We start from the raw sequence: 22,552 nt of genomic DNA on the forward strand, positions 1-22,552 counted from the left end.
CCTCCGAGTCGTAGCGGGGACCTTCAGCCAGCCAACCGGAAGCACGGGAAGAGATGTCGGCACCGAACAAGTCGTACGACCCTGTAGAGGTCGAGGCACTGAAACCGGAACAGATCGAGCGCATGCGGGACGAGGCGCTCGCCGCCTTCGCCGCTGCGGACTCGCTCGACGCGCTCCACGAGGCCAAGGTCGCCCACACCGGCCCCGCCTCGCCGCTGGCGCTCGCCAACCGCGAGATCGGCGCCCTGCCCCCGCACGCCAAGGCCGACGCCGGCAAGCGTGTCGGCCAGGCCCGTGGCGTCGTGAACAAGGGGCTCGCCGCTCGCCAGGCCGAGCTGGAGGCGGAGCGCGACGCACGAGTGCTGGTCGAGGAGGCCGTGGACGTCACGCTGCCGTACGACCGCGTCCCCGCCGGAGCCCGGCACCCGCTGACCACGATGATGGAGCGGGTCGCGGACGTCTTCGTGTCCATGGGATACGAGATCGCGGAGGGCCCCGAGGTCGAGGCCGAGTGGTTCAACTTCGACGCCTTGAACTTCGGCCCGGACCACCCGGCCCGGCAGATGCAGGACACCTTCTTCGTCCAGGGCCCCAAGGGTGCTGACAGCGACGGCGAGTCCGGAGTCGTACTCCGGACCCACACCTCGCCCGTGCAGGCCCGCGCCATGCTGGACCGCGAGCCGCCGGTCTACGTCGTCTGCCCCGGCCGGGTGTTCCGCACGGACGAGCTGGACGCCACGCACACGCCGGTCTTCCACCAGATCGAGCTGCTGGCCGTCGACGAGGGCCTGACCATGGCCGACCTCAAGGGCACCCTCGACCACATGGTCCAGGCGCTCTTCGGCGCCGACATGAAGACGCGGCTGCGCCCGAACTACTTCCCGTTCACGGAGCCGTCCGCAGAGATGGACATGCTCTGCTACGTCTGCAAGGGCGAGTCCGTCGGCAACCCCGACCGCCCCTGCCGCACCTGCTCCAGCGAGGGCTGGATCGAGCTCGGCGGCTGCGGAATGGTCAACCCGCGGGTGCTGACCGCCTGCGGCGTGGACCCGGAGAAGTACAGCGGATTCGCCTTCGGGTTCGGGATCGAGCGGATGCTGATGTTCCGGCACAACGTCGAAGACATGCGAGACATGGTCGAGGGTGACGTCCGGTTCACCCGGCCGTTCGGGATGGAGATCTGATGCGGGTCCCGCTTTCTTGGCTGCGGGAGTACGTCGACCTGCCGGCAACGGAGACCGGGCGCGACGTCCAGGCCAAGCTCATTTCGGCCGGTCTCGAGGTCGAGACCGTCGAGCAGCTCGGCGACGGCCTCAAGGGGCCGCTCGTCGTCGGCAAGGTGCTGACCATCGAGGAGCTGACGGAGTTCAAGAAGCCGATCCGCTTCTGCACCGTCGACGTCGGCCAGGCCAACGGCACCGGCGAGCCGCAAGAGCTCATCTGCGGCGCCCGCAACTTCGCCGTCGGCGACAAGGTCGTCGTGGTCCTGCCGGGCGCCGTGCTGCCCGGCGGCTTCGAGATCTCCGCACGCAAGACGTACGGCAGGACCTCGCACGGCATGATCTGCTCCAGCGACGAGCTGGGCATGGGCGACGACGGCAGCAAGGGCATCATCGTGCTGCCGCCGCAGCACGAGGTCGGCACCGACGCGATCGAGCTGCTCGAACTCGTCGACGAGGTCCTCGACATCGCGGTCACCCCCGACCGCGGCTATTGCCTCTCGCTGCGCGGTGTCGCCCGCGAGGCCGCCATCGCGTACGGGGTGCCGCTGCGCGACCCGGCCCTGCTCGACGTACCGGCGCCGAACGAATTCGGCTACCCGGTCGAGGTGTCCGACCCGCTCGGCTGCGACCGCTTCACCGCGCGTACGGTCACCGGCCTCGACCCCGAGGCGCGCTCCCCGATCTGGCTGCGGCGCCGTCTGCAGAAGGCCGGGATGCGCCCGGTCTCCCTCGCCGTCGACATCACCAACTACGTGATGCTGGAGCTGGGCCAGCCCCTGCACGCGTACGACCGCACCCGCGTCCAGGGCGCGATCGGTGTGCGCCGGGCCGAGCCGGGCGAGAAACTCACCACCCTCGACGGCGTCGTGCGCACGCTGGACGCCGAGGACCTGCTGATCACCGACGACCGCGGACCGATCGGCCTCGCGGGCGTCATGGGCGGCGCCAACACGGAGATCGCCGACCACGACGACGACGCCGGTGTCACCACCGAGGTCGTCATCGAGGCCGCGCACTTCGACCCGGTCTCCATCGCGCGCACGGCCCGCCGTCACAAGCTGGCCTCCGAGGCGTCCAAGCGCTTCGAGCGCGGCATCGACCCGCTGGCCACGTCCGCGGCGGCCCAGCGGACCGTCGACCTGCTCATGCTCCTCGCGGGCGGCACCGCCGAGGCCGGCGTCACCGAGGTCATCGCGCCCTCGGCGCCGCGCACCATCACCATTCCGGCCGACCACCCGGACAAGGTCGCGGGTGTCGCGTACGGCCGCGAGACCGTCGTACGCCGTCTCCAGCAGGTCGGCTGCGACGTCTACGGGCAAGACCGGCTGACGGTCACCGTGCCCTCCTGGCGGCCCGACCTGACGGACCCGAACGACCTGGCCGAAGAGGTCATCCGGCTCGAGGGCTACGAGAACCTGCCCTCGACGCTGCCCAAGCCCCCCGCGGGCCTGGGCCTGACCGACCGGCAGCGGCTGCACCGCCGGGTCGGCCGCGCCCTGGCCGGTGCGGGATACGTCGAGGCGCTGAACTACCCGTTCATCGGGACCGAGGTGCTCGGCCAGTTCGGCTTGGAAGCCGACGACCCGCGTCGCGCCTTGGTCAAGCTCGTCAACCCGCTCTCCGACGAAGAGCCGGCGATGCGCACCACCCTGCTGCCGGGGCTGCTCGGCGCGCTTCGGCGCAACGACGGCCGCGGTTCGCACGACCTGGCGCTCTTCGAGACCGGCCTGGTCTTCCGGCCGACCGGAGAGGAGCACACGGCCGAGCGCCTCCCCGTCGAGCGCCGTCCCACCGACGAGGAGATCGCCGGGATCAACTCCGCGCTGCCGCGCCAGCCTCGCCGCGTCGCCGTCGTCCTCGCGGGCGCCCGCGAGCAGGCCGGCTGGTGGGGCAAGGGCCGTCCGGCGGACTGGGCGGACGCCGTCGAGGCGGCTCGTACCGTCGCCCGCGAAGCCGGTGTCGAGCTGACCGTGCGCAGTGACCAGCACGCTCCCTGGCACCCGGGCCGATGTGCCGCGTTGTACGTCACGGTGAACGGCGAGGAGACGCTCGTCGGTCACGCCGGTGAGCTGCACCCGCGGGTCATCAAGGCGCTGCACCTTCCGGAGCGCAGCTGCGCCATGGAGATCGAGCTCGATCTCCTGGAGCAGGCGGGCACCGGCGCCCTTCAGGCGCCGCGCATCTCCGCCTTCCCCGTCGCCACGCAGGACGTCGCGCTCGTCGTCTCCCGGGACGTCCCGACGGCCGACGTGGAGGCCGCGCTGCGTGAGGGCGCCGGTGAACTCCTCGAGTCCATCCGGCTGTTCGACGTCTACGAGAGCGAGCAGCTCGGCGAGGAGCGGAAGTCCCTGGCGTACGCGCTGCGCTTCCGCGCCGACGACCGCACGCTCACCGTCGAGGAGGCATCGGCCGCCCGCGACGCGGCGATCACGTTGGCGGGCGAGCGCACGGGGGCGGTGCTGCGCGGGGCGTGACCCCGGCACATGCCTGCTGACCTGCGATGAGGGACACCTCCGGAGCCACGGAGGTGTCCCTCACTCATTCGGGTGAGAATTCGGTCCCAACGGGTCATTCGGGTATGGACGCCGACAGAATCGATCCGGTCGATCAGCCGCCCATGACCAGGGAAGGCTCCGCGACCGCCGTACCGCAGCCTGGGGGTCCGTCGGCATGATCCGAACCATCGCTCGGAGCGGCGCGCGCGCCGGTGCCTCCCGCGCGTGGCGGGCGCTCGTGCTCGTCCTGCCAGGCCTCTGGGTCCTCACCGTCGTCCTGTGGGAGATGCTCTTCCCGACCGAGGCCCAGCTCGTCCAGCTCCTGGCCGCCGCCCCCGCCATCGCCTGCGCCGGAACGGGCCGCCGCTCGTGCGTCCTGCTGGGCGGCCTGTGCGCGGTCTTCGCGCTCGTCCCGATCGGCACGGCGGGCCGGGACGAGAGCATCGGCACCCGGTGCGGCACGTTCGCGGCCATCCTTGCCGTCGTCATCGCCAGCCATCTCACGGCCGGGCGTCGCGCCCGGCTGCAGCGCGAACTCGAAAGCGCCCGCGCCGTCGCCGACGCCGCCCAGGCCGTGGTACTCCGGCCGCTGCCGCCGCGACTTGACGGACTCGCCCTGGCCGCCGGGCAGTTGTCCGCGAGCCGGGGCGCGGCCGTGGGCGGCGATCTGTACGAGGTGATGGCCACGGCACACGGGGTGCGGGCGGTCATGGGAGACGTACGGGGCCATGGCCTGGCCGCGGTCGGAACGGTCGCGGCACTGCTGGGCAGCTTCCGCGACGCGGCCCACGACGAGGCCGAGTTCGCTGATGTACTGCGCCGTCTGGAGCGCGCTCTGGACCGGCACCATCGGGAACGCTCCCGCCACGAACGCCCGGCGGCCTCCGACACGGATCCACAGAGTCCGGTAGCTGAGGACTTCGTCACCGTACTGCTGCTGGAAATCCGCGACAGTGGCGAGGTGCACGCCCTCAACTGCGGCCACCCCTGGCCGTATCTGCTCAGCCCGGGCCGAGCGGAACCGTTCGCGCAAGCCGAGCCCCTGCCCCCTCTGGGCCTGTTCCCGCTCCCCGCCGAACTCCCGTCGACGGACTGCGGCCAACTCCGCCCTGGCGAGGCCCTGTTCCTCTACACGGACGGCGCAGAGGACGCACGGGACAGCACGGGACGCTTCTTCCCGCTACCGGTCACGCTCGCCGAGGCCGCCAAGGCGCACCCTGTCTCACCGAGCGACGTACTACGCGACGTCTTCGCCGGCCTCGAACGCCACACAGACGGAAGCATGTCGGACGACATCGCAGTATTGGTACTACGCAACGACCGCCCCGCATCAGGCGCCCCTTCAGGGGCGCGGGGCTGTGACATAGTCGGCTCCGCCGCCGGGGCGCGACAAGCCACGATGAACCCGCAGCCGACACACAACTTGTAGCCTCCGCTGCTTGGCCGACCTGTCCAATCCAGCGGAGCGAACCCGTGGAACGACACCGTCCGCCCAAGCCACGGAGTGTCGGGCAGGCAGCTGGGCGGACGGCGTGAAGACGGGCCACCGCACTGTACGAGGGGGAGCCGGCGGCCCGGCGGGCCTCTTTACGAGGTATTTCAGTCAACCGGCCGGAAACCCTCCGCAACAGCGCGCGCACAGCGCGGATTCGAGCACTCCGTTCACACCCCGTGTGAAGACGTTCGCACTACTCTGTCCGCACCGAGCCACCCGGAGGGCACCCATGCAGCCCAACACTCTGCTCGACGCGATTCTCGACGAGGCCGGGATATCCCATGCGGGACTCGCCGCGCATGTGAACCAGGCGGGGCGCAGCCGTGGCCTGACACTCCGTTACGAACACACCGCCGTGGCCCGGTGGTTGAAGGGCCAGCGCCCGCGCGGCCAGGTGCCCGACCTGATCTGCGAGGTGCTCGCCACGCGCTTGCAGCGCCCCGTTACACTCGACGACATAGGCCTCGGCGTACCCGGCGAGTCGGCCTCTCCGCACGGCACGACCCTCTCCGGATTCGTCGAGCGGGCCACCGCCCTGTGGCGCTCCGACGAACAGCAGCGCCCGCACATCCTCGGCGCCCCCGCCGTCACCGGAACACCCGCCGTGATGCCCGTATGGGAATGGGAGAACCCTCCCGAGGACACGGACGTCTCGCGCGGCGGCCGGCAGCGCGTGAGCATGGCCGACATCGAGATGCTGCGCGCCGCCCGCGCCCACTACGAGCAGATGTACCGCAAGGCCGGTGGAGTCGCGACCCGCAGCCGTATCGTCGGGTTCCTCAACTCCGAGACCGCCCCGCTCCTCAGAGGCAGCTACACCGACGCCACCGGCCGCCAACTCCATCGCGCGACAGGGGGGTTGGTGGCGATCGCGGGCATCTGCGCGTACGACTCCGATGCGCACGGCCTCGCCCAGCGCTACTTCCACCAGGCGCTCCGGCTCGCAAAGGCCAGCGGTGACCGGGGACTCGGCGCGTATGTCATCGCCCTGCTGGTCAACCAGTCGTTGTTCATGCGGGAGTACCGGCAGGCCGTCGCCTTCGCCGAGGCCGCACTGCGCGCCGCGGGGCGGCACATCACACCGGCGCTCGCCTCCGACCTCTACGCGATGCAGGCCAAGGCGTACGCGCACCTCGGTGACGGAAGCAGCGCCCTGTCCTGCATCCGGCGTGCGGAGTCGGCCGCCGAACGCATCCGGCGCGGTTACGAGCCGGACGAGACCGGCTATGTCCAGCCGGGCCTGGTCAACGTACAGGTGGCGGAGGCGCTGCTCAGCCTCGGTGACCTGACCGCCGCTCAGGAGCACGCCGCGGCTGCCGTGGACACTCCGGCGCACGACCGGGGGCGGGTGCACCGGCTCGCCATGCTCAGTCAGATCGAGCTGCGCCAGGGCAATGCGGACAAGGCGGTGGTCACCGCGGTCGAAATGGCCGAGCAGGCGCGGGGAATGGAGTCCCAGCGGCTGCGCGACAGACTGCGGGCGGTACGCGAGCACCTGGTGGCCAGTGACTGCGCGGGGACGTCCGAGGCCGCCGAACTCATCGACGGGGCATTGCGCGTACCGCTGTAGGGAGAGCACCGGGCACTGCGCCCACCGCCGCGAGCGGACCGCCGACGGGCCACCATGAGTCTGCTGTGAAGACGCTCCTGCTGCGATATTGCCATCTACCCGGCGAAAGGTGGCAGAACCGTGCAGTGGACGAAACAGGACGAACGAACTGTGTACGCAAACCGCTGGTTCAGCGTCAATCTCGCGGATGTGGAGCTGCCGGACGGTCGGCACCTCGATCACTTCTTGATACGGCTGCGGCCCGTCGCCGTGGCCACCGTCGTGAACGAGGCCAACGAGGTGCTGCTGCTGTGGCGGCACCGCTTCATCACCGACAGTTGGGGGTGGGAGCTCGCGGCGGGCGTTGTCGAGGACGGCGAGGACATCGCCGTCGCGGCGGCCCGCGAACTGGAGGAAGAGACCGGGTGGCGGCCGGGACCCCTGCGCCATCTGATGAGCGTCGAGCCCTCCAATGGGCTCACCGACGCCCGGCACCACATCTACTGGGCCGACGAAGGCACGTACATCGGACACCCCGTGGACGACTTCGAGTCGGACCGTCGGGAATGGGTTCCACTCAAGCTCGTCCCCGACATGGTCGCCCGCGGAGAGGTCCCGGCCGCCAATATGGCAGCCGCGCTGCTCCTCCTGCACCATCTCAGGCTCGGGCAGGACGCTTTGCCCTGATCCCCCCCACCGCGTCCTGGGACCTAGTGGCCCAGAGCCTGCCAGACCGCCACGGCGAGTGCGCCCACGGCCGTGACGACCGCGACTGCGCGCAGTGGCCAGCGGGTGTGTTCCAATGCGACGACGCGTGCGCTGAGGTCGTCGAGATCCTTGGCGGTCTGTTCGGCGCGATGACTGAGCAGAGCCTGCCCTCCCTCGACGCGGGCATGCGCCACATCGAGGCGACGGCGTAACTCTGCGAGTTCTCCATGGACCACGGGATGCTCCGGGTCGGCGGTCACGAGTCCGCTCCTTTCCGTAGTCGTCACATCCCTTACATGCGCACGGAAAGTCAACCCGCCCTGGCGGGCACCTGGGGAGCGTGTGCGAGGGGCATATGCGGGCCCGGTGCGCACACGGTGTGTGAATGGCGCGGGCCCGGCGCTCGGAAGAGTGCCGGGCCCGTCGGCCTGAGACGTACGGACCGTAGTCGGTACGAGGACGCCGCTAGGCGTAGGTGTAGAAGCCGGAGCCAGACTTCCGGCCCAGCCTGCCGGCGTCGACCATGCGCTGGAGCAGCGGGGGAGCGGCGTACAGGGGCTCCTTGTACTCCTCGTACATCGAGTAGGCGACCGACGCCACCGTGTCCAGGCCGATCAGGTCGGTCAGCTTCAGCGGGCCCATCGGGTGGGCGCAGCCCATCTCCATGCCGTTGTCGATGTCCTCGCGGCTCGCGATGCCCGACTCGAACATCCTTATGGCGGACAGCAGATACGGGATCAGCAGGGCGTTGACCACGAAACCCGAGCGGTCCTGGGCCCGGATCGAGTGCTTCCCCAAGATCTTCTCGACCAGCGCCTGCGCCCGGCTGATCGTGCCCTCGGAGGTGGTGAGCGCCGGGATCAGCTCGACCAGCTTCTGCACGGGGGCCGGGTTGAAGAAATGGATGCCGATGACCTGGTCGGGACGCGAGGTGGCGACGGCGAGCTTCACCAGCGGGATGGAGGAGGTGTTGGAAGCGAGGATCGCGTCCTGGCGGGTCACCACCTGGTCGAGCACCTGGAAGATCTCGGTCTTCACCATCTCGTTCTCGACGACGGCCTCGATCACCAGGTCGCGGTCGGCGAACTCGCCCAGATCGGTTGTGAAGGTGAGCCGCGCCTGCGTGGCGGCCAGCTCCTCCTCGGAGATCTTGCCGCGCTCGGCGGCCTTGGAGAGCGAGTTGTAGAGCCGGGTCCGGCCGATCTCGAGGGCCTCGCCGGTGGTCTCGGCGACCATCACATCAAGCCCGGCACGGGCGCACACCTCGGCGATGCCCGCTCCCATCTGGCCGCAGCCCACCACTCCGACACGTGAGATGTCTCCGAAGGTGTCCGTCACATCGTCCCTTTCGCTGTTCCATGAGGGTCGCAGGGCCCCGGGGGCGCCTGCTCCATTCGTGAACGTTACTCTCGGGGTCCCGATGATCGATCGTGCGGGTGCGGCATGCTGTCTGCCCGGAAGCGATACATGAGCAGGCCGATCCGGTGCGTATGGGGGGAACCCATGGGGCGAGTGACACGCAGGGCGTTCGCGGGAGCGATGCTGGCCGGGCTCACCGCAGCGGGAGGCGCGGTGGCCTGGGGCGCGACGACCGGCGGAGACGCGGATGAGCACGAGAAGGCCGAGGCCCGTCGCCGCGCCGGCTCCGGTGAGCTGCGCGGCATGTGGCTGTCGACCGTCACCAACCGCGACTGGCCGTCCCGGGCCGGGCTGACCGCCGCCGAGCAGCGCGCCGAACTGCTCGCGCACCTCGACATGGCCGCACGCTGCCGCCTGAACGCGGTGATCTTCCAGGTGCGACCCACCGCCGACGCCCTGTGGCCCTCGCCGTACGAGCCCTGGTCGCAGTACCTCACCGGCGCCCAGGGCGAGGACCCCGGCTGGGACCCGCTCGGCACCGCCGTAGAGGAGGCGCACGCGCGCGGCCTGGAACTGCACGCCTGGTTCAACCCGTACCGGATCGCCAACCACGCCGACCCCACCAAGCTGGTCGCCTCGCACCCCGCCCGCGAGAACCCCGACTGGGTCGTGCCGTACGGCGGGAAGCTCTACTACAACCCGGGGCTGCCCGCGGTCCGTGCCTTCGTCCAGGACGCGATGCTCGACGCGCTGAAGAAGTACGCCATCGACGCCGTGCACTGGGACGACTACTTCTACCCGTACCCGGTCGCGGGAGAGGTCTTCGACGACGACGCGACGTACACCCAGTACGGCGGCGACTTCGAGGACCGGGCGTCCTGGCGGCGGGACAACACAGACAAACTGGTGCGTGAGACGGCGGTCCGCGTCAAGAAGATCCGGCCGGGCACGCAGTTCGGGATCAGCCCGTTCGGAGTGTGGCGCAACGCCTCGACGGACTCGCTGGGCTCGGACACCCAGGCGGGTGTGCAGACGTACGACGACCTGTACGCGGACACCAGGAAATGGGTGCGCGAGGGCTGGATCGACTACATCTGCCCGCAGCTGTATTGGTCGGCACACCCGCTTGACCAGCAGGTTCCTGCTAACTACGCAGTCCTTCTGCCCTGGTGGGCAGAGGTCGCGAGGGGGTCTGGGACACAGCTCTACATCGGGGAGGCCCTCTACAAGGCGGGCGACCCGGCACAGCCCGAGGCCTGGCAGGACCCGGCCGAACTGTCCCGACACCTCACTCTCGCGAAGGAGCACCCAGAGGCGCGGGGCCACGTGTTCTTCGCGGCCAAGGAGGTCGGGGAGGACAAGATCGGGGCCATGGCCCGGGTGGTTGCCGACCACTATCAGCGGTCGGCGCGGACGCCCCGATGATTGCGGGGCAGGCTCTCTACGGGGGTGCTCACGGAGAGACGCGGCACCGCGTTCGGCTGCAGGTCGCTGCAGGTCGCTGCAGGTCGCGGATGCCGTGGGAGAAGTCCGGCTCTCCACGCTCATCGAGTTGCTGACCGGCAGCGTGCCACCGGCCTGAGAGCCGGCAGGCGCCCAGCGGCCGGGATCACCACCGTCACAGAATTGATCCGCCCGCGTGCGCGCCCCAAACCGCCACCGCGGCCACTGACCGGCTGGACGTATGACCCGGACGACCTCGCCGACGTGGTCGGGAACCGCTGATGGCCCGGCACGGACGTGTTGCCCGTACTCCGGTCAGTCCTCGCGACCCCGCACTCCTGACCGCCGCGCTCCCCGCGCCGAGGAGCACGGCCCTCGGCAACGGACGGGCGACGGCGCATCGCGGTGAACTCGCCCGCCTGGCCGAGAACCTGCTGAGCGAGCCGACCGTCCGCAACTTGTGGCGCCAGCAGCTCTCGCTGACGCGGGTCTTCGACTGGCTGGAGGGATTCCCCGCCGACAACTGGCAGGACCGCTGGCTGCTGAGCGGGTCCGATGACTTGGGCTCCGGCTGGGGGCCGCAAGGGCTCAGCGCGGGCACCCGGTCGCGGTTCACCGCTGGTCTGGGCGCCTTGATCGTCCTCCAGGTGGTCCGGCCCTCCTACGGTTGGCTGTTCGGCAGCCGCCTACTGGGCGTCTACGACGCCTACCGTCGCCACAACCAGTCGGTCCTGTTCGCCGAACTCCAACAGCACGCCGGCGGACAGCGCTGCGACGAGCACGCGACCGAGGCCCTGAACGTGCTCACCCGCATGAGCATCGTCACCGGCAAGGACCTGCTGGCCTTGGATCTGGAGGACCTCACCGACTACGCCGGGGCTCGTTTGGCCAGTGGCCGGACAGTGACAGCGCTGCCGCTCGCCTACGACATCCTGCACGCGGTCGGCGGCCTCAATGACTCGCCGCCGACCCTGCGCGAGGCCCAGGCCCGCGGTCAGCTCACCCCGGCCGAGCTGGTGAGATCCCTGGGTGGTGGCGTTGCAGGTCGCCCCAGAACAGGTCGGCCAGCATCTGGGCCTGGTTGACCAGGGAGCCGTAGTCGAGGACGGCGGATCGCTCGGCGATGTAGTGGACGAGCACGTCGCGGACCGCGCGATTAGTGATCGGGTCGCGGTCGACTCACTGAGCCTGCCCGACGAGGTGGCCCAGGCATGGAAACAACGCGTCCGCGTCCTGCCCGACGGGCGACCGCGCCGCACCTCCCACGCCGTGTTCCTGGCCGTCCGCTCCTTCTATCTGGACCTCTCGCAATGGTCGATGGAGGACCCGGCCCGCTGGGCGGCTTGGGCCGCACCCTGCCCAATCAGCGAATCCGACATCCGCGGCTACATCAAAGAGTCCCGGCACCGGCAGGCGAGGATGCAGCAGCGCACGCGCACCCTGGTCCCTGTCCTGCCGCAGCTCGTCCGTGCTGCCGAGGCCCGGCTGCAGCGCGCCACGCTCCTGCTGCAGGCGGCCCGATCCGCAATGCCGGGAGAGGAGTCCACCATCGAGGAGTCGCGGTATCGACGCACCGGACCGGAACGGCAGCCACTGGCGTCCCACCGCGCTGTTCCTCGCTCCAGTCGACGAGCCGGGGCCGCGGTTCGATGCCGAATGCGAGGAGAACAACGCGTTCAGGACCTGGGCCGGCATCGAGATCCTGCGATGCACCGGGGCCAGGATCGAGGAACTGCTGGAGCTCACCCACCTGAGCCTGCGCCAGTACCAGGCACCGACCGGCGAAACAGTGCCGCTGCTGCAGATCAGCCCGTCCAAGACGGACCGCGAGCGCGTCATCCCCGCCGACCCGGACCTGGTCGCGGTCCTCGCCCGGATCATTCGCCGGATCAAGGGCACCGGGGAGCGGGTGCCGCTGCTGACCCGGTACGACGGCTACGAGCGGATCTTCGGCCCACCGATGCCGCATCTGTTCCAGCGCCTTTCCCAGCACCGGCTGCAGGTCGTCTCTCCCAATCGCATCCGCGAGCTCCTCACCGACCATGCGCTGAAGGCCAGCATCGTCGACGTCGACGGGTCACCCTTGAGGTTCACGCCGCACGACTTCCGCAGAATCTTCTCAACGGAGACCGTCAACGGCGGCCTGCCGATCCACATCGCCGCGAAGCTACTGGGCCACCTCGATCTCAACACGACTCAGGATCGATCTCGCGGCGCTGAACAAGGTGGAGACGCTGCTGTCGCTCGGGCCGTTGAACGGTGCCAACTCGCGGTACTCCTCGCTGGGGCGGTGGGTCCGGCGCTGGTCGACGAACTGCCGATAGTGGCGGATGACCTCCTCGGGATAGACCGCGACGTATCCATCAGATCACGGGCCACACGGGCGAGTTGAGCCGGATCATCCGGCAGGTCAGCATAGAGCGGGGCGAGACTACCGGGGTCGGAGAAAGCGCGAGCTCGTTGCCGTCCTGCGCGACGACCAGGACCTCAACCAGCGGCTCGACGAGCTCGCGCAGCTGGTGCGCCAGCCCGTCGTCGACAGGACCGGGGCCTGTCGCTTCAGGTGGGCATCTCGCTGGGTGCGGCCCGGATGGCCGACCTGGAGACCTCGACCCTGGCCGCCGCGCTCAAGGCCGCCGACACCGCGATGTACCGGGTCAAGGGCCGTGGCCGGCGCGGCCGCCGCCCGATCGCTCCCGCCCTGGCCGCGCTCGGTCGCCGCCTCACGCCCCGCCGCTTCCGCCTCGCGGCATGACGATCGCCGCCCTGCGCCGCCTGCTCGATCAGGTGCAGCCCGACGTCGTCCGCCCACCGGCCCCCCAGCTCCCGCCCCGCAAAACCCATCCACGCAGCAAGGAGACCTACCCCGTGAACACGTACAACGCCCTGATCCTGTCCATGAACAACGACGGCTACAGCGACCAGCAGATCGCCGACCGCCTCGGAATCGACGTCAAGGAGGTCACGGAGATCATCGACGACGCCCGGGCGAAGAAGGACGCCGAGGCCGATGCCCCGGTCGAGCAGGCCACCGAGACGCAGACTGTGGCCGACCAGCCGGACCCGGCACCGGAGCCGCCCGCCGAGGCCATACCCGAGCTCGCCGAGCTGCTCGCGTGGGCCGCCGCCCACGACGACGAGGCCGTCCGTGCGGACGGTGAGACGGCGGCCGCCGTCCTCGCCACGCTGCGGGGAGCGCCGCGCCGTCGACGCCGAGTTGGAGCAGATCACCGACGAGAAGAGCCAGCTCCAGATGCGTCTGGCCGAACTGGCCGCCCGCGAGGACACGTTGCGGCCGTCGAAGCCTGCGAAGAAGAAGACCAAGCGGCTCGACTACGACGCTGCCGAGGTGCGGGCGTGGGCCCGCCAGAACGGCCACGAGGTCCCCGCCCGGGGCCGGATCCCGTCGCCCGTGCTCGACGCCTGGCGCCAGCGGCCCGGCGCCCGGCCGCTGGCCGCCGTCAGCTGACCCGCTCGGCACAGCCCTCACCTCCCCGGGGCGGCCGCCATCCCGGCCAGGAACAGCCGGTCGCCCCGGGTGCCTTCCGAACCCTTCACCCCAGGACTCAGGAGAGATCCGAATGAACGACACCGTCCCCGAGCCGTCCGTGATCGTCCTCGTCGGCGCGAGCGGTTCCGGCAAGTCGACGCTGGCCCGTACGTGGCCCGCCGACTACCGGCTGGAGCTCGACTTCTACAGGTCGCTCGTCTCCGGCGACGCGGGTGACCAGGAGGCCACCGGCGACGCGGCGGCCCTCCTGCACCAGGTGCTGGTGGCCCGTGCCGCCCGGGGCCTGACCAGCGTCGTGGACGCTACTTCCCTGAAGATTGGGCGTGTTCAAGCGTCAGGGGAGGCGTCAGTTGCACGACTGGTACGTGGTGTGGGTGCCCGATCCGGGGCAGTGGGGATCGCTGCTGTCTGACCGCTCCCGACAACGTCGTCCCGTTCCCCCAATCGACAACCTGACGGACCCGTGATGTCGCCGCCGCCAACCGGCTTACCCAACGGTCGTACCGTCTCAGAGGCGCCGACGACTTCCCAGGAAATGAGCACCATGGGCCGCCCGGACGCCTTGGCTCACGAGGTGCCGCGGCCGCTGGCGCACAGCGCGTTGTCGATCAGGGTGCTGGCGGCGTTCTCCTGGGCCAGTATGTGCTCAGGGGTGTCGCCGCGTGCCTCGGACATGGAGACCACGGCGCTCCGACGGCCGTCGTCGGTGACGCCGTTGAGAGTGATGTAGCCGCCGTCCCCGCCCTCATGGCTCCAGTAGGTTCCTCCGCAGGTCAGGGGACGTTCTACCAGGCCGAGCCCGTATCGGCCGCCGGGCCACAGCTGCTGTACGTCCGCGCTCACGGGGACGGTCTGCTTCATCTCGGCGAGTTGCCGCGGCGGCAGTAGGCGGCCCGAGAGCAGGGCTCGGAGGAGGCGGTTCTCATCCCGCGTGGTCGTGGTGAACGAGGTCTCGTGGTCCACCGCGACCTGATTGGTGACGTTCACCAGGGAGCCGGGGCCGAAGAGTTGGTAGGCCTCGGCGTGTGGCCGGGGCAGGGCGGAGGAGGTGCCGGTCCACCGGGTCTGGTCAAGGCCGAGCGGGCGCAGGATGCGGTCTTCGATCTCCTGGTGGGCGGGGTGACCGGTGGCCTTCTGGATGATCATGCCGAGCACGACGTAGCCGGTGTTGGAGTACTTCCAGTTCTCGTCCTCGCCGGGCGGTAAGTCCGGAGCGTGGGCCATGGCACGGGCGACCAGCTGCTCGGGGCGGTAGACGTCGTGGCGCTGCTGGTAGTACTCCTCCGGCGTGGTATATCCGGGCATGCCGTCGTCGGAGATACCGCTAGTGTGCTGGAGCAGTTGGCGGATCGTGATCCGGCTGCCGTCGTTGCCGTTACCTCGCACTACTCCTGGCAGCCAGTGGTCGACCGTGTCGTCCAGGGACAGCCTGCCCTCAGCCTCCAGTTGGAGGACTACGGTGGCGACCAGCGTCTTGGCAGTGCTGGCCATGCGGAAGTATCCGTCGGAGGAGACCGGGCGGCCGGTGCGCAGGTCGGCCGTGCCGCTGGTGGCCACCGATTGCCGACCGTCAGGTGCGATCGCGCGGGCCTGCACGCCGCTGACACCGAGGGCGTGGATCGCCTCGGTGTCCCGGCGCAACTGGTCTGCGGCGGAGGAATCCGCCGGCCGGGCTATGGCAGTGGCCGCCTCGGCGGCGAGCAGCGTGGCGGTGGCCAATATCACGGCGAGGCGCGTGCGCGAAGTCGAAGTCATGGCCAAACGCTAGGTCCGCCCCGGGGCGGAGACGATCCGGTGCACCCCAGGATCGGGATGGGGGATATCCCCCGGTACCAGGCTCGATTCATGCCGCACCGCCGGCAGCAGGAGGGTGCCAAGGCGGAGGCGCTCCCGTCGGCAACCCGGGCAGCGAGTTCATGCTGCACATCCACGACGACGGCACCACCAGTTGGCGCTGGCACGACGAGTCCTTCGGCGTGGTGAACGACGACGCATGGCCGACCCCGCAGGCGGCGGGGTCGGCGGCAGCAGGGCGAGATCAGTTGTTACCGACTTCCCGTGCCACGAGCTCCACTCTGCGCCGATGGTCCTCCCACCATGGTTGGTCACCGGGTGGCATGTTGTCGGCCCTTCAAATACCCGACGGACCCGTCGATGAGCTCGCGCACGATGTCGGCGTGGCCGGCATGCCGTTGAGTATGGCTCTGCGTCCTCCGTGTGTTTCAAGGACTTACTTCGCGACACCCACGGCCTTGGGCGAGTCGACTCTCACTCGGCTCCAGGCGGCGCTCCAGCGGTCTCTCGGCTCTCGTTCAGCCTTGAAGTGATTCTGAACAGAAGAACTTGACAGGGAACGCTACGAACACGAGGGCCGATGTGCGCCGGCGCCTGGTGGACACCGCCCACGACTACGGCCTGGACGCCGCCGCGGTGGTGATGACCGCGGCGCTGGAGCAGTGCGTGGCCCGCAACGCCCCCCGCCCGGCCAACCGGCGGGTGCCCGACGGGTCTCGGTGATCTCCGGGCCGTGGCTGCGCTGTGGCCCCCTCGGGGTGCCCGTCCGGCGAGGGAGTCGGGCCGGGCGGCGGGCTTGCTCAGCCGGTGGCGGCATCCTGTTCGGCAGCCGAACCCATCCCTCGGTCCGGCGTGGGTTCGGCCCCCAACGGCCGGGGCCCGGGTGCCGGCGAGCCGGTAGGCTCGGTTCCGGTCTCGATGATGTTGCCGCCGAAGGTGAGCCCGTCCACGATAGCCGCGCACAGCCGCGGATCGATGAAGGTTTTCTTCCAGCCCTCAAATGACTCCTTCGAGGCGATGGCGACGCTGTTCTTCTCCTCCCGCTCGGTCGGAACCTGGAACAGTAACTCGGCGCCGCGGCGGTCCATTTCCTCCGGTGGCACCAGCGCCCCTCACCGCGTCGAGCACTCCGATGCTCCCAGCGCAAGGTCCCGGGCGTTGCCAGAACTCAGAGACATAGCCCTCCGGCAAAACCGGGCGCTCTCCGCTCTGAGCGACAGGTGGTGTCAGCTCCCACGTACAAACCAGCTATCTGAGCTCGAGCGTCAAGAACAGAAGAGCAGGCGCGAAGCGCTGCGCTGAACTGGGCAGGAGGTGTCGAATACCCTCATGTCCTACCGACGCAGTCAGCAGTTGCACCGAGTCGTGCGGCGCGCTAGTCGCATCAGGGGCGGCGCTGTCCCGCCACCGAGTACGCGGCCGGTTATTCGTCGCCTGCCCACCCAGTTTGTCCGCCCGGGCATCCGGCCTTCACAGCCCGACGACGTCCCGCCGCGCGAGGGGACCCTGGACCTGGCTCGCAAGGTGGAGCTTGCCTCGGTTCTGATCGCCTCCGCCGTAGCCGTGGCCGGGCTGTGGTACTCCACCAACCAGGTGCGCGACGAGCTGGCGATCACCAAGGAGGGGCAGATTACCGACCGGTACAGCGCGGCAGTGGAGAACCTCGGTGACGACTCGATGGACGTGCGAAGCGGGACGAGGGGGGCCGGTCGATGACGTGGCGGCCGCATTGACCGTGCTCGCCACCCGGGACACCGATCACGATGCCGACGGCTACAGCCCTCACCTGTGGTACACACACCTGGAGAGCATCCGCCTCCCCGACCACGCGGCGCTGGCTGGCACGAATCTGCACAACGCACGACTCTCCTGGTCGGACTGGCCCAAAGCCAACTTGAGCTGCGCCGACCTGAGATATGCGGACCTCGTTCTGGCGGAACTGCCTCAGGCGAATCTCAGCGGTGCGGATCTGAGCAGCGCGGATTGGACCAAGGTGAACTTGAAGGCGCGAATCCAAAAGGTGCAAACCTGCAAACGGCGGAGTTGGACGCCGCGGACTTGACGGGCGCAGACCTGACAGGCGCGGACCTGGGCGGTGCGAACCTGGTAGGCAAGCCGCATGTGTGGCCCTCGGAGCCGCGTGACACCCAGGTGAGTGTGAAGCAACTCGTCTCTGCCCGCATCACCCCGTACACGAAGCTTCCCCCGACCCTCGCCAAAGACCCGGCCGTGCAGGCACGGATCGCTGAACTCGCGTCAAAGAAGGGCGCCGAGACCGCGCCGCTGGATGGTGGAAACGTTGGCGTGGCTGGTGAGTGCGCGATTTTCGGCGATCTGTCGCAAGCGACAAGTTGACGACAGATCGCTGAGATACCGGCAGATCTAAGCTTGTCTTTTAACCTCGGCGTGAGACGAGACGGGCAAGTGATTCTGTGGGCCAGCAGAGCCACTCAAGAAGAGGACTGGTGACCACGAAGTAGTGGGCGCTGACCCAGCCCCGCTTCTTGTCCAGGATCTGCGGGGCCTCGTCCCGGTAGACGTAGCGGAGGTATCGGCGGCGGATCGGGGCTCCGGCTATCAGCAACACCGGCGAGGAGACAAGGATGGCCACCGGAACCAGGGCTCTCACGGCCGTGAGCTTGGCTCTCTCCTCGTATCGCATGCGCTCAGTGTGCTGATCCGCTTGGTCGCTTGTCAGCCTGCCCTGCGGGTTTTGGTGCCGACGTTGTGGTGGGTGGGACGGCTGTAGGCCTCGCCGGTGGCGAGGACGCGTCCCACGTCGTGCCGGGTAGCCCTGCGACGGTTCTTCGAGCCGAGCGGTCGACCAGGGCCGGGCTTGGACGGTTTCGGTGCACCAGCTGGAGAGCCGGGAGGCTGTCGCACGGCTCCTGCCCGGTGAAGGTCAAGAGCGATTCGTTGTTCGGTTCCGAGGATCAGGGAGCCTCGCCTGTCCCGGCTGTGCGACCGGCTCACCCGGGCAAGACCCCTCAACGCCGCTTCCAAACCGACAAGTTGCCGACAGATTACTCGGACACTGACAACTTGAATCGGAACCTACAGGTGTTCAGGGGCGGGTGGCGCCGAGGTAGTCGGATTCCGGCATGGCGCTGGTGAGGGAGACGACTTCCACGTTCTTGCCGGTGCGTGGCGCGTGGAGGACGTTGCCGTCGCCCGCGTAGATCGCGACGTGGTAGCCGACGGTTCCCCCGAGAGATCAGGAACGCTGGCCGTCACCATCGAGGTGGCCCGGGAGAAGCCTGACAGGGGAGGTGCCGGCTGATTTGGGCAGCGGGCGAGTTCAGCTGGCAAAATCGGTCACTGAGTGTGCAGTCAGACGGCTCGCCTGGATCTACAGGTCGGCTACGAGAAGCCGGTAGCCGACATCGAGTGCCTCTTGGTCGAGCAGGTCGGCATGGCGTTGGTGCCACCGGCCGGAGGACAGGTCGTCGGACAGCCGGGCCAGGCCAGGCTGGATGACGTCGTCGCTGATCTGGGCGAACATCGAGATACCGGCCCGGACCTGCGGATCGAGGTATGCCTCGGGTCGGCGCCAGAAGGCGGCGAGGAATCCGTCGGTGCAGTCGTGCGGGATGGGGACCGTCTCGATGCGGGCGCCTCCCAACAGCGTGACCAGCCGGTCGACCGCGACCGCTCGTGTGTCGTCGAACGCGGCCGCCTCCGGCAGGTACTCGTCCAGTAGCCAGAACCTGCGGCTGATGTCGTGGTCGAAGGTGAAGACGACGATCCGCTGCCGGGCAATGCGGCGGAGTTCCCCGATGCCGGCTTCCAGGTCGCTCCAGTGGTGCACGGTCAGGAGGGCCATCACCGCATCGGCCGAGTCGTCAGCGAGAGGGATCGACTCCGCGGATGCTTCCAGTGCCCGCGCGAATCCGGCCGGCCGTTGGGCGATCATCACTGCGCTGGGTTCAACGGCCAGCACCGTTTCTGACGGTTCGTAGGAGCCGGTGCCGGCCCCCACATTGATCACGGTGGCGGCACCACCGAGGGCCTGATGGATCCTGGCGGCGATTCGGGGGTCCGGTCGCCGGGTGTCAGCGTAGGTCGCACCGATGCTGTTGTAAGTCGCCACACCCGGCAGTATGCCCTTCCCGCTGGCACCGGAAAGAGCCCGCAGCGTTGTCAGTTCTCAGGCTCTGACTCAACTTCTGTGGTCGGTTACGGGGCGTAAGCGTCAGGAAGTAGGCGGGACCGAAGAGAATGCACGATCTCGTCTGCAACGCCAGCGGATACCCGTCGGGGTTCGGGCTGCCTGAGCAATCCGAAGACACGAGGGCCACGCAGTTGCTGGGGCAGGTCGCTCATGCGCGGCATGATGTGGAAGTGCACATGGGCGAAGCCTTCGACCTCAGCGAACTGCGCAACGTAGGTCTTAACGCACCCAGTCACGTCGTGAAGAGCCCGAGACAACCTCACCTGCCACATTCCCAGCGTCTCGGCCTCCAGGTCCGTGAGCTGGTGGATGGCTGTGACATGTCGGCGTGGCAACAGCACCAGCCATCCAGGTAGTGCCGTATCGAAAGCATGGGCCACCCGCCAGTGCTGATCCACGGCGATGCGCTCCCGTAGTGGCAGATCGTCGAATCGTTCTTCCTGGCCACACGTGTAGCAACTGGGCGTCATGCCAGGAATCGTATGGCGGTAAGTCATCCAGTCGTCTGACGACCCCGGTCGAAATGAGGGACGCCCGCTGCACGTTGCCGGTCACGCCAGCAGTACACGTTTTCGTAGGAGGTCAAAGCCGGCTCGGCCGAACATTTGGCGCTTGAGCATCTTGATGCGGTTGACATGGCCTTCGACCACTCCCGAGTTCCACGGGGTGGAGAGTCCGGCGACGACCGCGTCGAGGTCACGTTCGAGGCCGCTGGCGAAGGTGTGGAGGCTGGGGAGGTCGTCGGTGCGGACGGCCGTGATCCACTCCGCGATCTTCTCGCCTTCTCGCTGCGTGAGCATCCGGGCGAAGGAGCGGATGTGACCGGCGAGAGCTTCCAGTTCGGGGCAGTTGGCGAAAGCGGCCTTCAGCCGGACCCGGTCGTCCTCCCGGAGGGCGTCGGGGTGAGTGAGCAACCATCCGGACACCGTCCTGACCGAGGGCGGCTGGACGTCAGGGGGACGTGGTGTCGTCCGAAGGGGACGCAGATAGTCGCGTACAGCGCCGTAGCCGCCGCGTTCGGTGATCTCCTCCCACGGCTGCCAGGCGTTGGTGCAGCCGTCCTCCCACCGCTGGTGGAGGTACGGCTTGAACGCATCGAGCTTGGTCGGCCGGTTCTGCCACTGGCCACGGAATAGCTCCTCCGGCGCGTTCGCGTCTGCAAGTTGCTTGACAGTGCGGTAGGTCATGCGGAGCTGACGTTGGATCGAGCGGCGGCTGTGGCCGGCTTCCAGGAGCGCGTGGACCTGCGCATGGCGGGCACGGATGCGGTCGGCGAAACGATGGCCGGTGGGCCATGGTGAGGCAGGGCTCTCCTCAGCCGACGGCTCCTCCACACGTTCTGCCGCTTGCGGAGCTGCGCGCAGGCAGGTGCGGTGTTGGGACACGCAACGCTCTGCGGCCTGACCGAGGTTGTGCCACAGGTGCCATCTTTCGGCCACCTGGAGGGACGCGAGTGGCATCGCGCCGGGCAGCCGGTGCCGGTCCGCGCGCACGACTTCCCCGAGAAGGGTGCCCAGAAAGCCGTGCCGTACGGGATCTACGACATCGGCGCGGATACCGGCTGGGTGTCGGTGGGCTGCGACGGGGACACCTCTGCCTTCGCGGTGACCACTTTGCGCCGCTGGTGGAACGGTGAGGGGCGCCGCCGCTACCCGCACGCTTCTCGCCTGCTGGTCACCGCCGACGCCGGAGGCTCCAACGGCCACCGTGTGCGTGCCTGGAAGAAGAAACTCGCCGATTTCGCCTATGAGTCGGGCCTTGATGTGACTGTCTGTCACTTTCCACCGGGAACATCGAAGTGGAACAAAATAGAGCACCGGCTGTTCTCACAGATCAGCATCAATTGGCGTGGCAGGCCCCTGACCAGCCACGAAGTCGTCGTCAGCACCATCGGAGCGACCACGACACGCAGCGGGCTGTCCGTCCACGCCGAGTTCGACCCCGGCGCCTAGCCCACCGGCGTCACCGTCCCCGACACCGTCATGGAGCGCCTACCCCTGACGCCGCACGAGTGGCACGGCACATGGAACTACACGTTGCGCCCCGAACCGCTCGCTCCCCAATCGCCCCCGCCCAGCCTCGAGTTCGGGCGCTTTCCCATCGGGGATAAGCTCCCCGCCTGGTTGCGGCACCCCAGCCTCACCGGACTCGAGCCCGCCGCCTTTGACGATCTCGCCGTCCGCTACCGAGCCTGGCGTGCCGAGCACCCGCCGATCTTCCTGCCTGGGAAACGCCCCGACGGCGGCCCCGGCGCCGGCGGCAGACGGCTCTCCGTCTCCGACCAGCTTGTCGTCTTCCTCCTCAAGAGGCGCTGGTCCATGACGAACGCCGCTCTCGCCGAGGCGACCAGCCTGGCCAAGAGCAGAATCGGCGCGACCCTCCAGGAGGTCACCCCCGTGCTCACCGCGCTCGGGCACAAGGTCCCGGCCGGCGCCCTCACCGTGACCACGGCACAACAACTCGCCGCGATCGCCGGGCACGACCCCACCCTCCCGTAATCCCCACCAAGATCGACGAGTTATTGATCGGCAGGCCCCAGGGCCATTGCGTGATCGAGATCTGTCCGGGTTCGTCAGGTGCGGCCGAGGGCTCGTAGGGGCCGGGCGTAGTCGCGGCCGGTGTGGCGGAGGGCGGCGGCGGTGTCGGCGCCTGTGGCGTCGTGGTCGTCGGCAGAGGGCCTTCGGATTTGGGCACCAGGGCCTCGGCGAACCGGAGTTGAACCGTGTACCGCTGCCGCAGGCTGGTCTGCCGCAGCTCGGCGAGTTCGGGATCGGCCGAAGCAGCGCCGCGTACGACCTCCAGGA

The 22,552-nt window shown here is 69.0% G+C and carries 20 protein-coding genes and 5 pseudogenes; 16 read left to right on the forward strand and 9 right to left on the reverse strand.

Annotated features, from left to right (window positions below):
- Positions 1-53 precede the first annotated feature (53 nt).
- The 5 genes from pheS (at position 54) to ACFYO0_RS17195 (ending at position 7,449) form a co-directional block, all read left to right on the forward strand.
- Positions 54-1,184 carry a phenylalanine--tRNA ligase subunit alpha gene (gene pheS, locus ACFYO0_RS17175; protein ID WP_388676023.1) on the forward strand — a complete coding sequence of 377 codons (1,131 nt, stop codon included), beginning with the start codon at positions 54-56 and terminating at the stop codon, positions 1,182-1,184.
- Positions 1,184-3,697: a phenylalanine--tRNA ligase subunit beta gene (pheT, locus tag ACFYO0_RS17180; RefSeq protein ID WP_388676025.1), complete on the forward strand. Its 2,514-nt coding sequence runs from the start codon at positions 1,184-1,186 to the stop codon at positions 3,695-3,697. The genes pheS and pheT overlap by 1 nt, the downstream gene beginning before the upstream one ends.
- A 196-nt stretch (positions 3,698-3,893) precedes the next feature.
- Positions 3,894-5,147 carry a PP2C family protein-serine/threonine phosphatase gene (locus ACFYO0_RS17185; RefSeq protein ID WP_388676028.1) on the forward strand — a complete coding sequence of 418 codons (1,254 nt, stop codon included), beginning with the start codon at positions 3,894-3,896 and terminating at the stop codon, positions 5,145-5,147.
- A gap of 295 nt (positions 5,148-5,442) precedes the next feature.
- On the forward strand, positions 5,443-6,783 hold the full coding sequence (locus tag ACFYO0_RS17190; protein WP_388676030.1) for a transcriptional regulator: 1,341 nt from the start codon (positions 5,443-5,445) through the stop codon (positions 6,781-6,783).
- A gap of 120 nt (positions 6,784-6,903) precedes the next feature.
- Complete coding sequence (locus ACFYO0_RS17195; protein WP_388676033.1) at positions 6,904-7,449, forward strand: NUDIX hydrolase; 546 nt, start codon at positions 6,904-6,906, stop codon at positions 7,447-7,449.
- 23 nt (positions 7,450-7,472) lie between these two features.
- Here ACFYO0_RS17195 and ACFYO0_RS17200 read toward each other — a convergent pair whose 3' ends face one another.
- Both ACFYO0_RS17200 and ACFYO0_RS17205 read right to left on the reverse strand, forming a co-directional pair.
- Complete coding sequence (locus ACFYO0_RS17200; RefSeq protein ID WP_033323455.1) at positions 7,473-7,730, reverse strand: hypothetical protein; 258 nt, start codon at positions 7,728-7,730, stop codon at positions 7,473-7,475.
- Positions 7,731-7,935: 205 nt separating this feature from the next.
- Entirely contained in the window at positions 7,936-8,808 is an 873-nt protein-coding gene (locus ACFYO0_RS17205) for a 3-hydroxybutyryl-CoA dehydrogenase (protein WP_388676036.1), read from the reverse strand.
- Positions 8,809-8,973: 165 nt separating this feature from the next.
- Between ACFYO0_RS17205 and ACFYO0_RS17210 the strand changes: the two genes are divergently transcribed.
- The 6 genes and pseudogenes from ACFYO0_RS17210 to ACFYO0_RS17235 all read left to right on the forward strand — a co-directional run bounded on the left by ACFYO0_RS17210 (position 8,974) and on the right by ACFYO0_RS17235 (position 14,195).
- Complete coding sequence (locus ACFYO0_RS17210) at positions 8,974-10,254, forward strand: glycoside hydrolase family 10 protein (protein ID WP_388676039.1); 1,281 nt, start codon at positions 8,974-8,976, stop codon at positions 10,252-10,254.
- A gap of 299 nt (positions 10,255-10,553) precedes the next feature.
- Positions 10,554-11,357, forward strand: coding sequence for a hypothetical protein (locus tag ACFYO0_RS17215; RefSeq protein WP_388676041.1), 804 nt, complete (start codon positions 10,554-10,556; stop codon positions 11,355-11,357).
- A 383-nt stretch (positions 11,358-11,740) separates the two neighbouring features.
- On the forward strand, positions 11,741-12,664 hold the full coding sequence (locus ACFYO0_RS17220) for a tyrosine-type recombinase/integrase (RefSeq protein ID WP_388676044.1): 924 nt from the start codon (positions 11,741-11,743) through the stop codon (positions 12,662-12,664).
- A 120-nt stretch (positions 12,665-12,784) separates the two neighbouring features.
- Positions 12,785-13,027: pseudogene (locus tag ACFYO0_RS17225) on the forward strand (diguanylate cyclase domain-containing protein); the annotation flags it as partial.
- A gap of 393 nt (positions 13,028-13,420) precedes the next feature.
- Positions 13,421-13,741: a histone-like nucleoid-structuring protein Lsr2 gene (locus ACFYO0_RS17230; protein ID WP_388676046.1), complete on the forward strand. Its 321-nt coding sequence runs from the start codon at positions 13,421-13,423 to the stop codon at positions 13,739-13,741.
- A gap of 112 nt (positions 13,742-13,853) precedes the next feature.
- Positions 13,854-14,195: an AAA family ATPase gene (locus ACFYO0_RS17235; protein WP_388676049.1), complete on the forward strand. Its 342-nt coding sequence runs from the start codon at positions 13,854-13,856 to the stop codon at positions 14,193-14,195.
- A 155-nt stretch (positions 14,196-14,350) separates the two neighbouring features.
- Here ACFYO0_RS17235 and ACFYO0_RS17240 read toward each other — a convergent pair whose 3' ends face one another.
- Complete coding sequence (locus tag ACFYO0_RS17240) at positions 14,351-15,538, reverse strand: serine hydrolase domain-containing protein (protein WP_388676052.1); 1,188 nt, start codon at positions 15,536-15,538, stop codon at positions 14,351-14,353.
- A 588-nt stretch (positions 15,539-16,126) separates the two neighbouring features.
- Here ACFYO0_RS17240 and ACFYO0_RS17245 point away from each other — a divergent pair.
- Positions 16,127-16,300, forward strand: coding sequence for an AAA family ATPase (locus tag ACFYO0_RS17245; protein WP_388676055.1), 174 nt, complete (start codon positions 16,127-16,129; stop codon positions 16,298-16,300).
- Between the two features lie 147 nt (positions 16,301-16,447).
- Here ACFYO0_RS17245 and ACFYO0_RS17250 read toward each other — a convergent pair.
- Positions 16,448-16,668 (reverse strand): annotated as a pseudogene (locus ACFYO0_RS17250) (ATP-binding protein); the annotation flags it as partial.
- 433 nt (positions 16,669-17,101) lie between these two features.
- Here ACFYO0_RS17250 and ACFYO0_RS17255 point away from each other — a divergent pair.
- From ACFYO0_RS17255 to ACFYO0_RS17265, 3 genes are read left to right on the forward strand one after another with little or no spacing between them, the layout of a single operon-like run.
- Positions 17,102-17,293, forward strand: a complete 192-nt coding sequence (locus tag ACFYO0_RS17255) for a hypothetical protein (RefSeq protein ID WP_388676058.1) — start codon at positions 17,102-17,104, stop codon at positions 17,291-17,293.
- A 1-nt stretch (position 17,294) separates the two neighbouring features.
- Positions 17,295-17,639, forward strand: coding sequence for a pentapeptide repeat-containing protein (locus ACFYO0_RS17260; protein WP_388676061.1), 345 nt, complete (start codon positions 17,295-17,297; stop codon positions 17,637-17,639).
- On the forward strand, positions 17,636-17,932 hold the full coding sequence (locus ACFYO0_RS17265; protein WP_388676064.1) for a hypothetical protein: 297 nt from the start codon (positions 17,636-17,638) through the stop codon (positions 17,930-17,932). Before ACFYO0_RS17260 ends, ACFYO0_RS17265 begins: the two co-directional genes overlap by 4 nt.
- A 40-nt stretch (positions 17,933-17,972) precedes the next feature.
- On the opposite strand, the gene ACFYO0_RS17270 is transcribed toward ACFYO0_RS17265, so the two are convergent.
- The 5 genes and pseudogenes from ACFYO0_RS17270 to ACFYO0_RS17290 form a co-directional block, all read right to left on the reverse strand.
- Positions 17,973-18,239, reverse strand: coding sequence for a hypothetical protein (locus ACFYO0_RS17270; RefSeq protein ID WP_388676067.1), 267 nt, complete (start codon positions 18,237-18,239; stop codon positions 17,973-17,975).
- 32 nt (positions 18,240-18,271) lie between these two features.
- Positions 18,272-18,439 (reverse strand): annotated as a pseudogene (locus tag ACFYO0_RS17275) (transposase); the annotation flags it as partial.
- A gap of 202 nt (positions 18,440-18,641) precedes the next feature.
- Positions 18,642-18,761 (reverse strand): annotated as a pseudogene (locus tag ACFYO0_RS17280) (peptidase); the annotation flags it as partial.
- A gap of 165 nt (positions 18,762-18,926) precedes the next feature.
- Positions 18,927-19,667, reverse strand: coding sequence for a class I SAM-dependent methyltransferase (locus ACFYO0_RS17285; RefSeq protein ID WP_388676070.1), 741 nt, complete (start codon positions 19,665-19,667; stop codon positions 18,927-18,929).
- Between the two features lie 632 nt (positions 19,668-20,299).
- The gene (locus ACFYO0_RS17290) at positions 20,300-20,935 is read right to left on the reverse strand and encodes a transposase (protein WP_388676073.1); all 636 of its coding nucleotides are present in this window, start codon (positions 20,933-20,935) and stop codon (positions 20,300-20,302) included.
- A 258-nt stretch (positions 20,936-21,193) separates the two neighbouring features.
- Between ACFYO0_RS17290 and ACFYO0_RS17295 the strand changes: the two are divergent.
- Positions 21,194-22,246, forward strand: a pseudogene (locus tag ACFYO0_RS17295) (ISAzo13 family transposase); the annotation flags it as partial.
- Positions 22,247-22,552 lie beyond the last annotated feature (306 nt).

The sequence above is a fragment of the Streptomyces sp. NPDC006365 genome, assembly GCF_042870755.1.
Taxonomy (GTDB): Bacteria; Actinomycetota; Actinomycetes; order Streptomycetales; family Streptomycetaceae; genus Streptomyces; species Streptomyces xiangluensis.

Excerpts from the sequence above, each read along its gene's own strand:
- ACFYO0_RS17290 (WP_388676073.1), bottom strand. The coding sequence starts at position 20,935 with ATGACCTACCGCACTGTCAAGCAACTTGCAGACGCGAACGCGCCGGAG.
- pheS (WP_388676023.1), top strand. The coding sequence starts at position 54 with ATGTCGGCACCGAACAAGTCGTACGACCCTGTAGAGGTCGAGGCACTG.
- ACFYO0_RS17185 (WP_388676028.1), top strand. The coding sequence starts at position 3,894 with ATGATCCGAACCATCGCTCGGAGCGGCGCGCGCGCCGGTGCCTCCCGC.
- ACFYO0_RS17210 (WP_388676039.1), top strand. The coding sequence starts at position 8,974 with ATGGGGCGAGTGACACGCAGGGCGTTCGCGGGAGCGATGCTGGCCGGG.
- ACFYO0_RS17240 (WP_388676052.1), bottom strand. The coding sequence starts at position 15,538 with ATGACTTCGACTTCGCGCACGCGCCTCGCCGTGATATTGGCCACCGCC.
- ACFYO0_RS17215 (WP_388676041.1), top strand. The coding sequence starts at position 10,554 with ATGGCCCGGCACGGACGTGTTGCCCGTACTCCGGTCAGTCCTCGCGAC.
- ACFYO0_RS17190 (WP_388676030.1), top strand. The coding sequence starts at position 5,443 with ATGCAGCCCAACACTCTGCTCGACGCGATTCTCGACGAGGCCGGGATA.
- pheT (WP_388676025.1), top strand. The coding sequence starts at position 1,184 with ATGCGGGTCCCGCTTTCTTGGCTGCGGGAGTACGTCGACCTGCCGGCA.
- ACFYO0_RS17235 (WP_388676049.1), top strand. The coding sequence starts at position 13,854 with ATGAACGACACCGTCCCCGAGCCGTCCGTGATCGTCCTCGTCGGCGCG.
- ACFYO0_RS17270 (WP_388676067.1), bottom strand. The coding sequence starts at position 18,239 with ATGCGATACGAGGAGAGAGCCAAGCTCACGGCCGTGAGAGCCCTGGTT.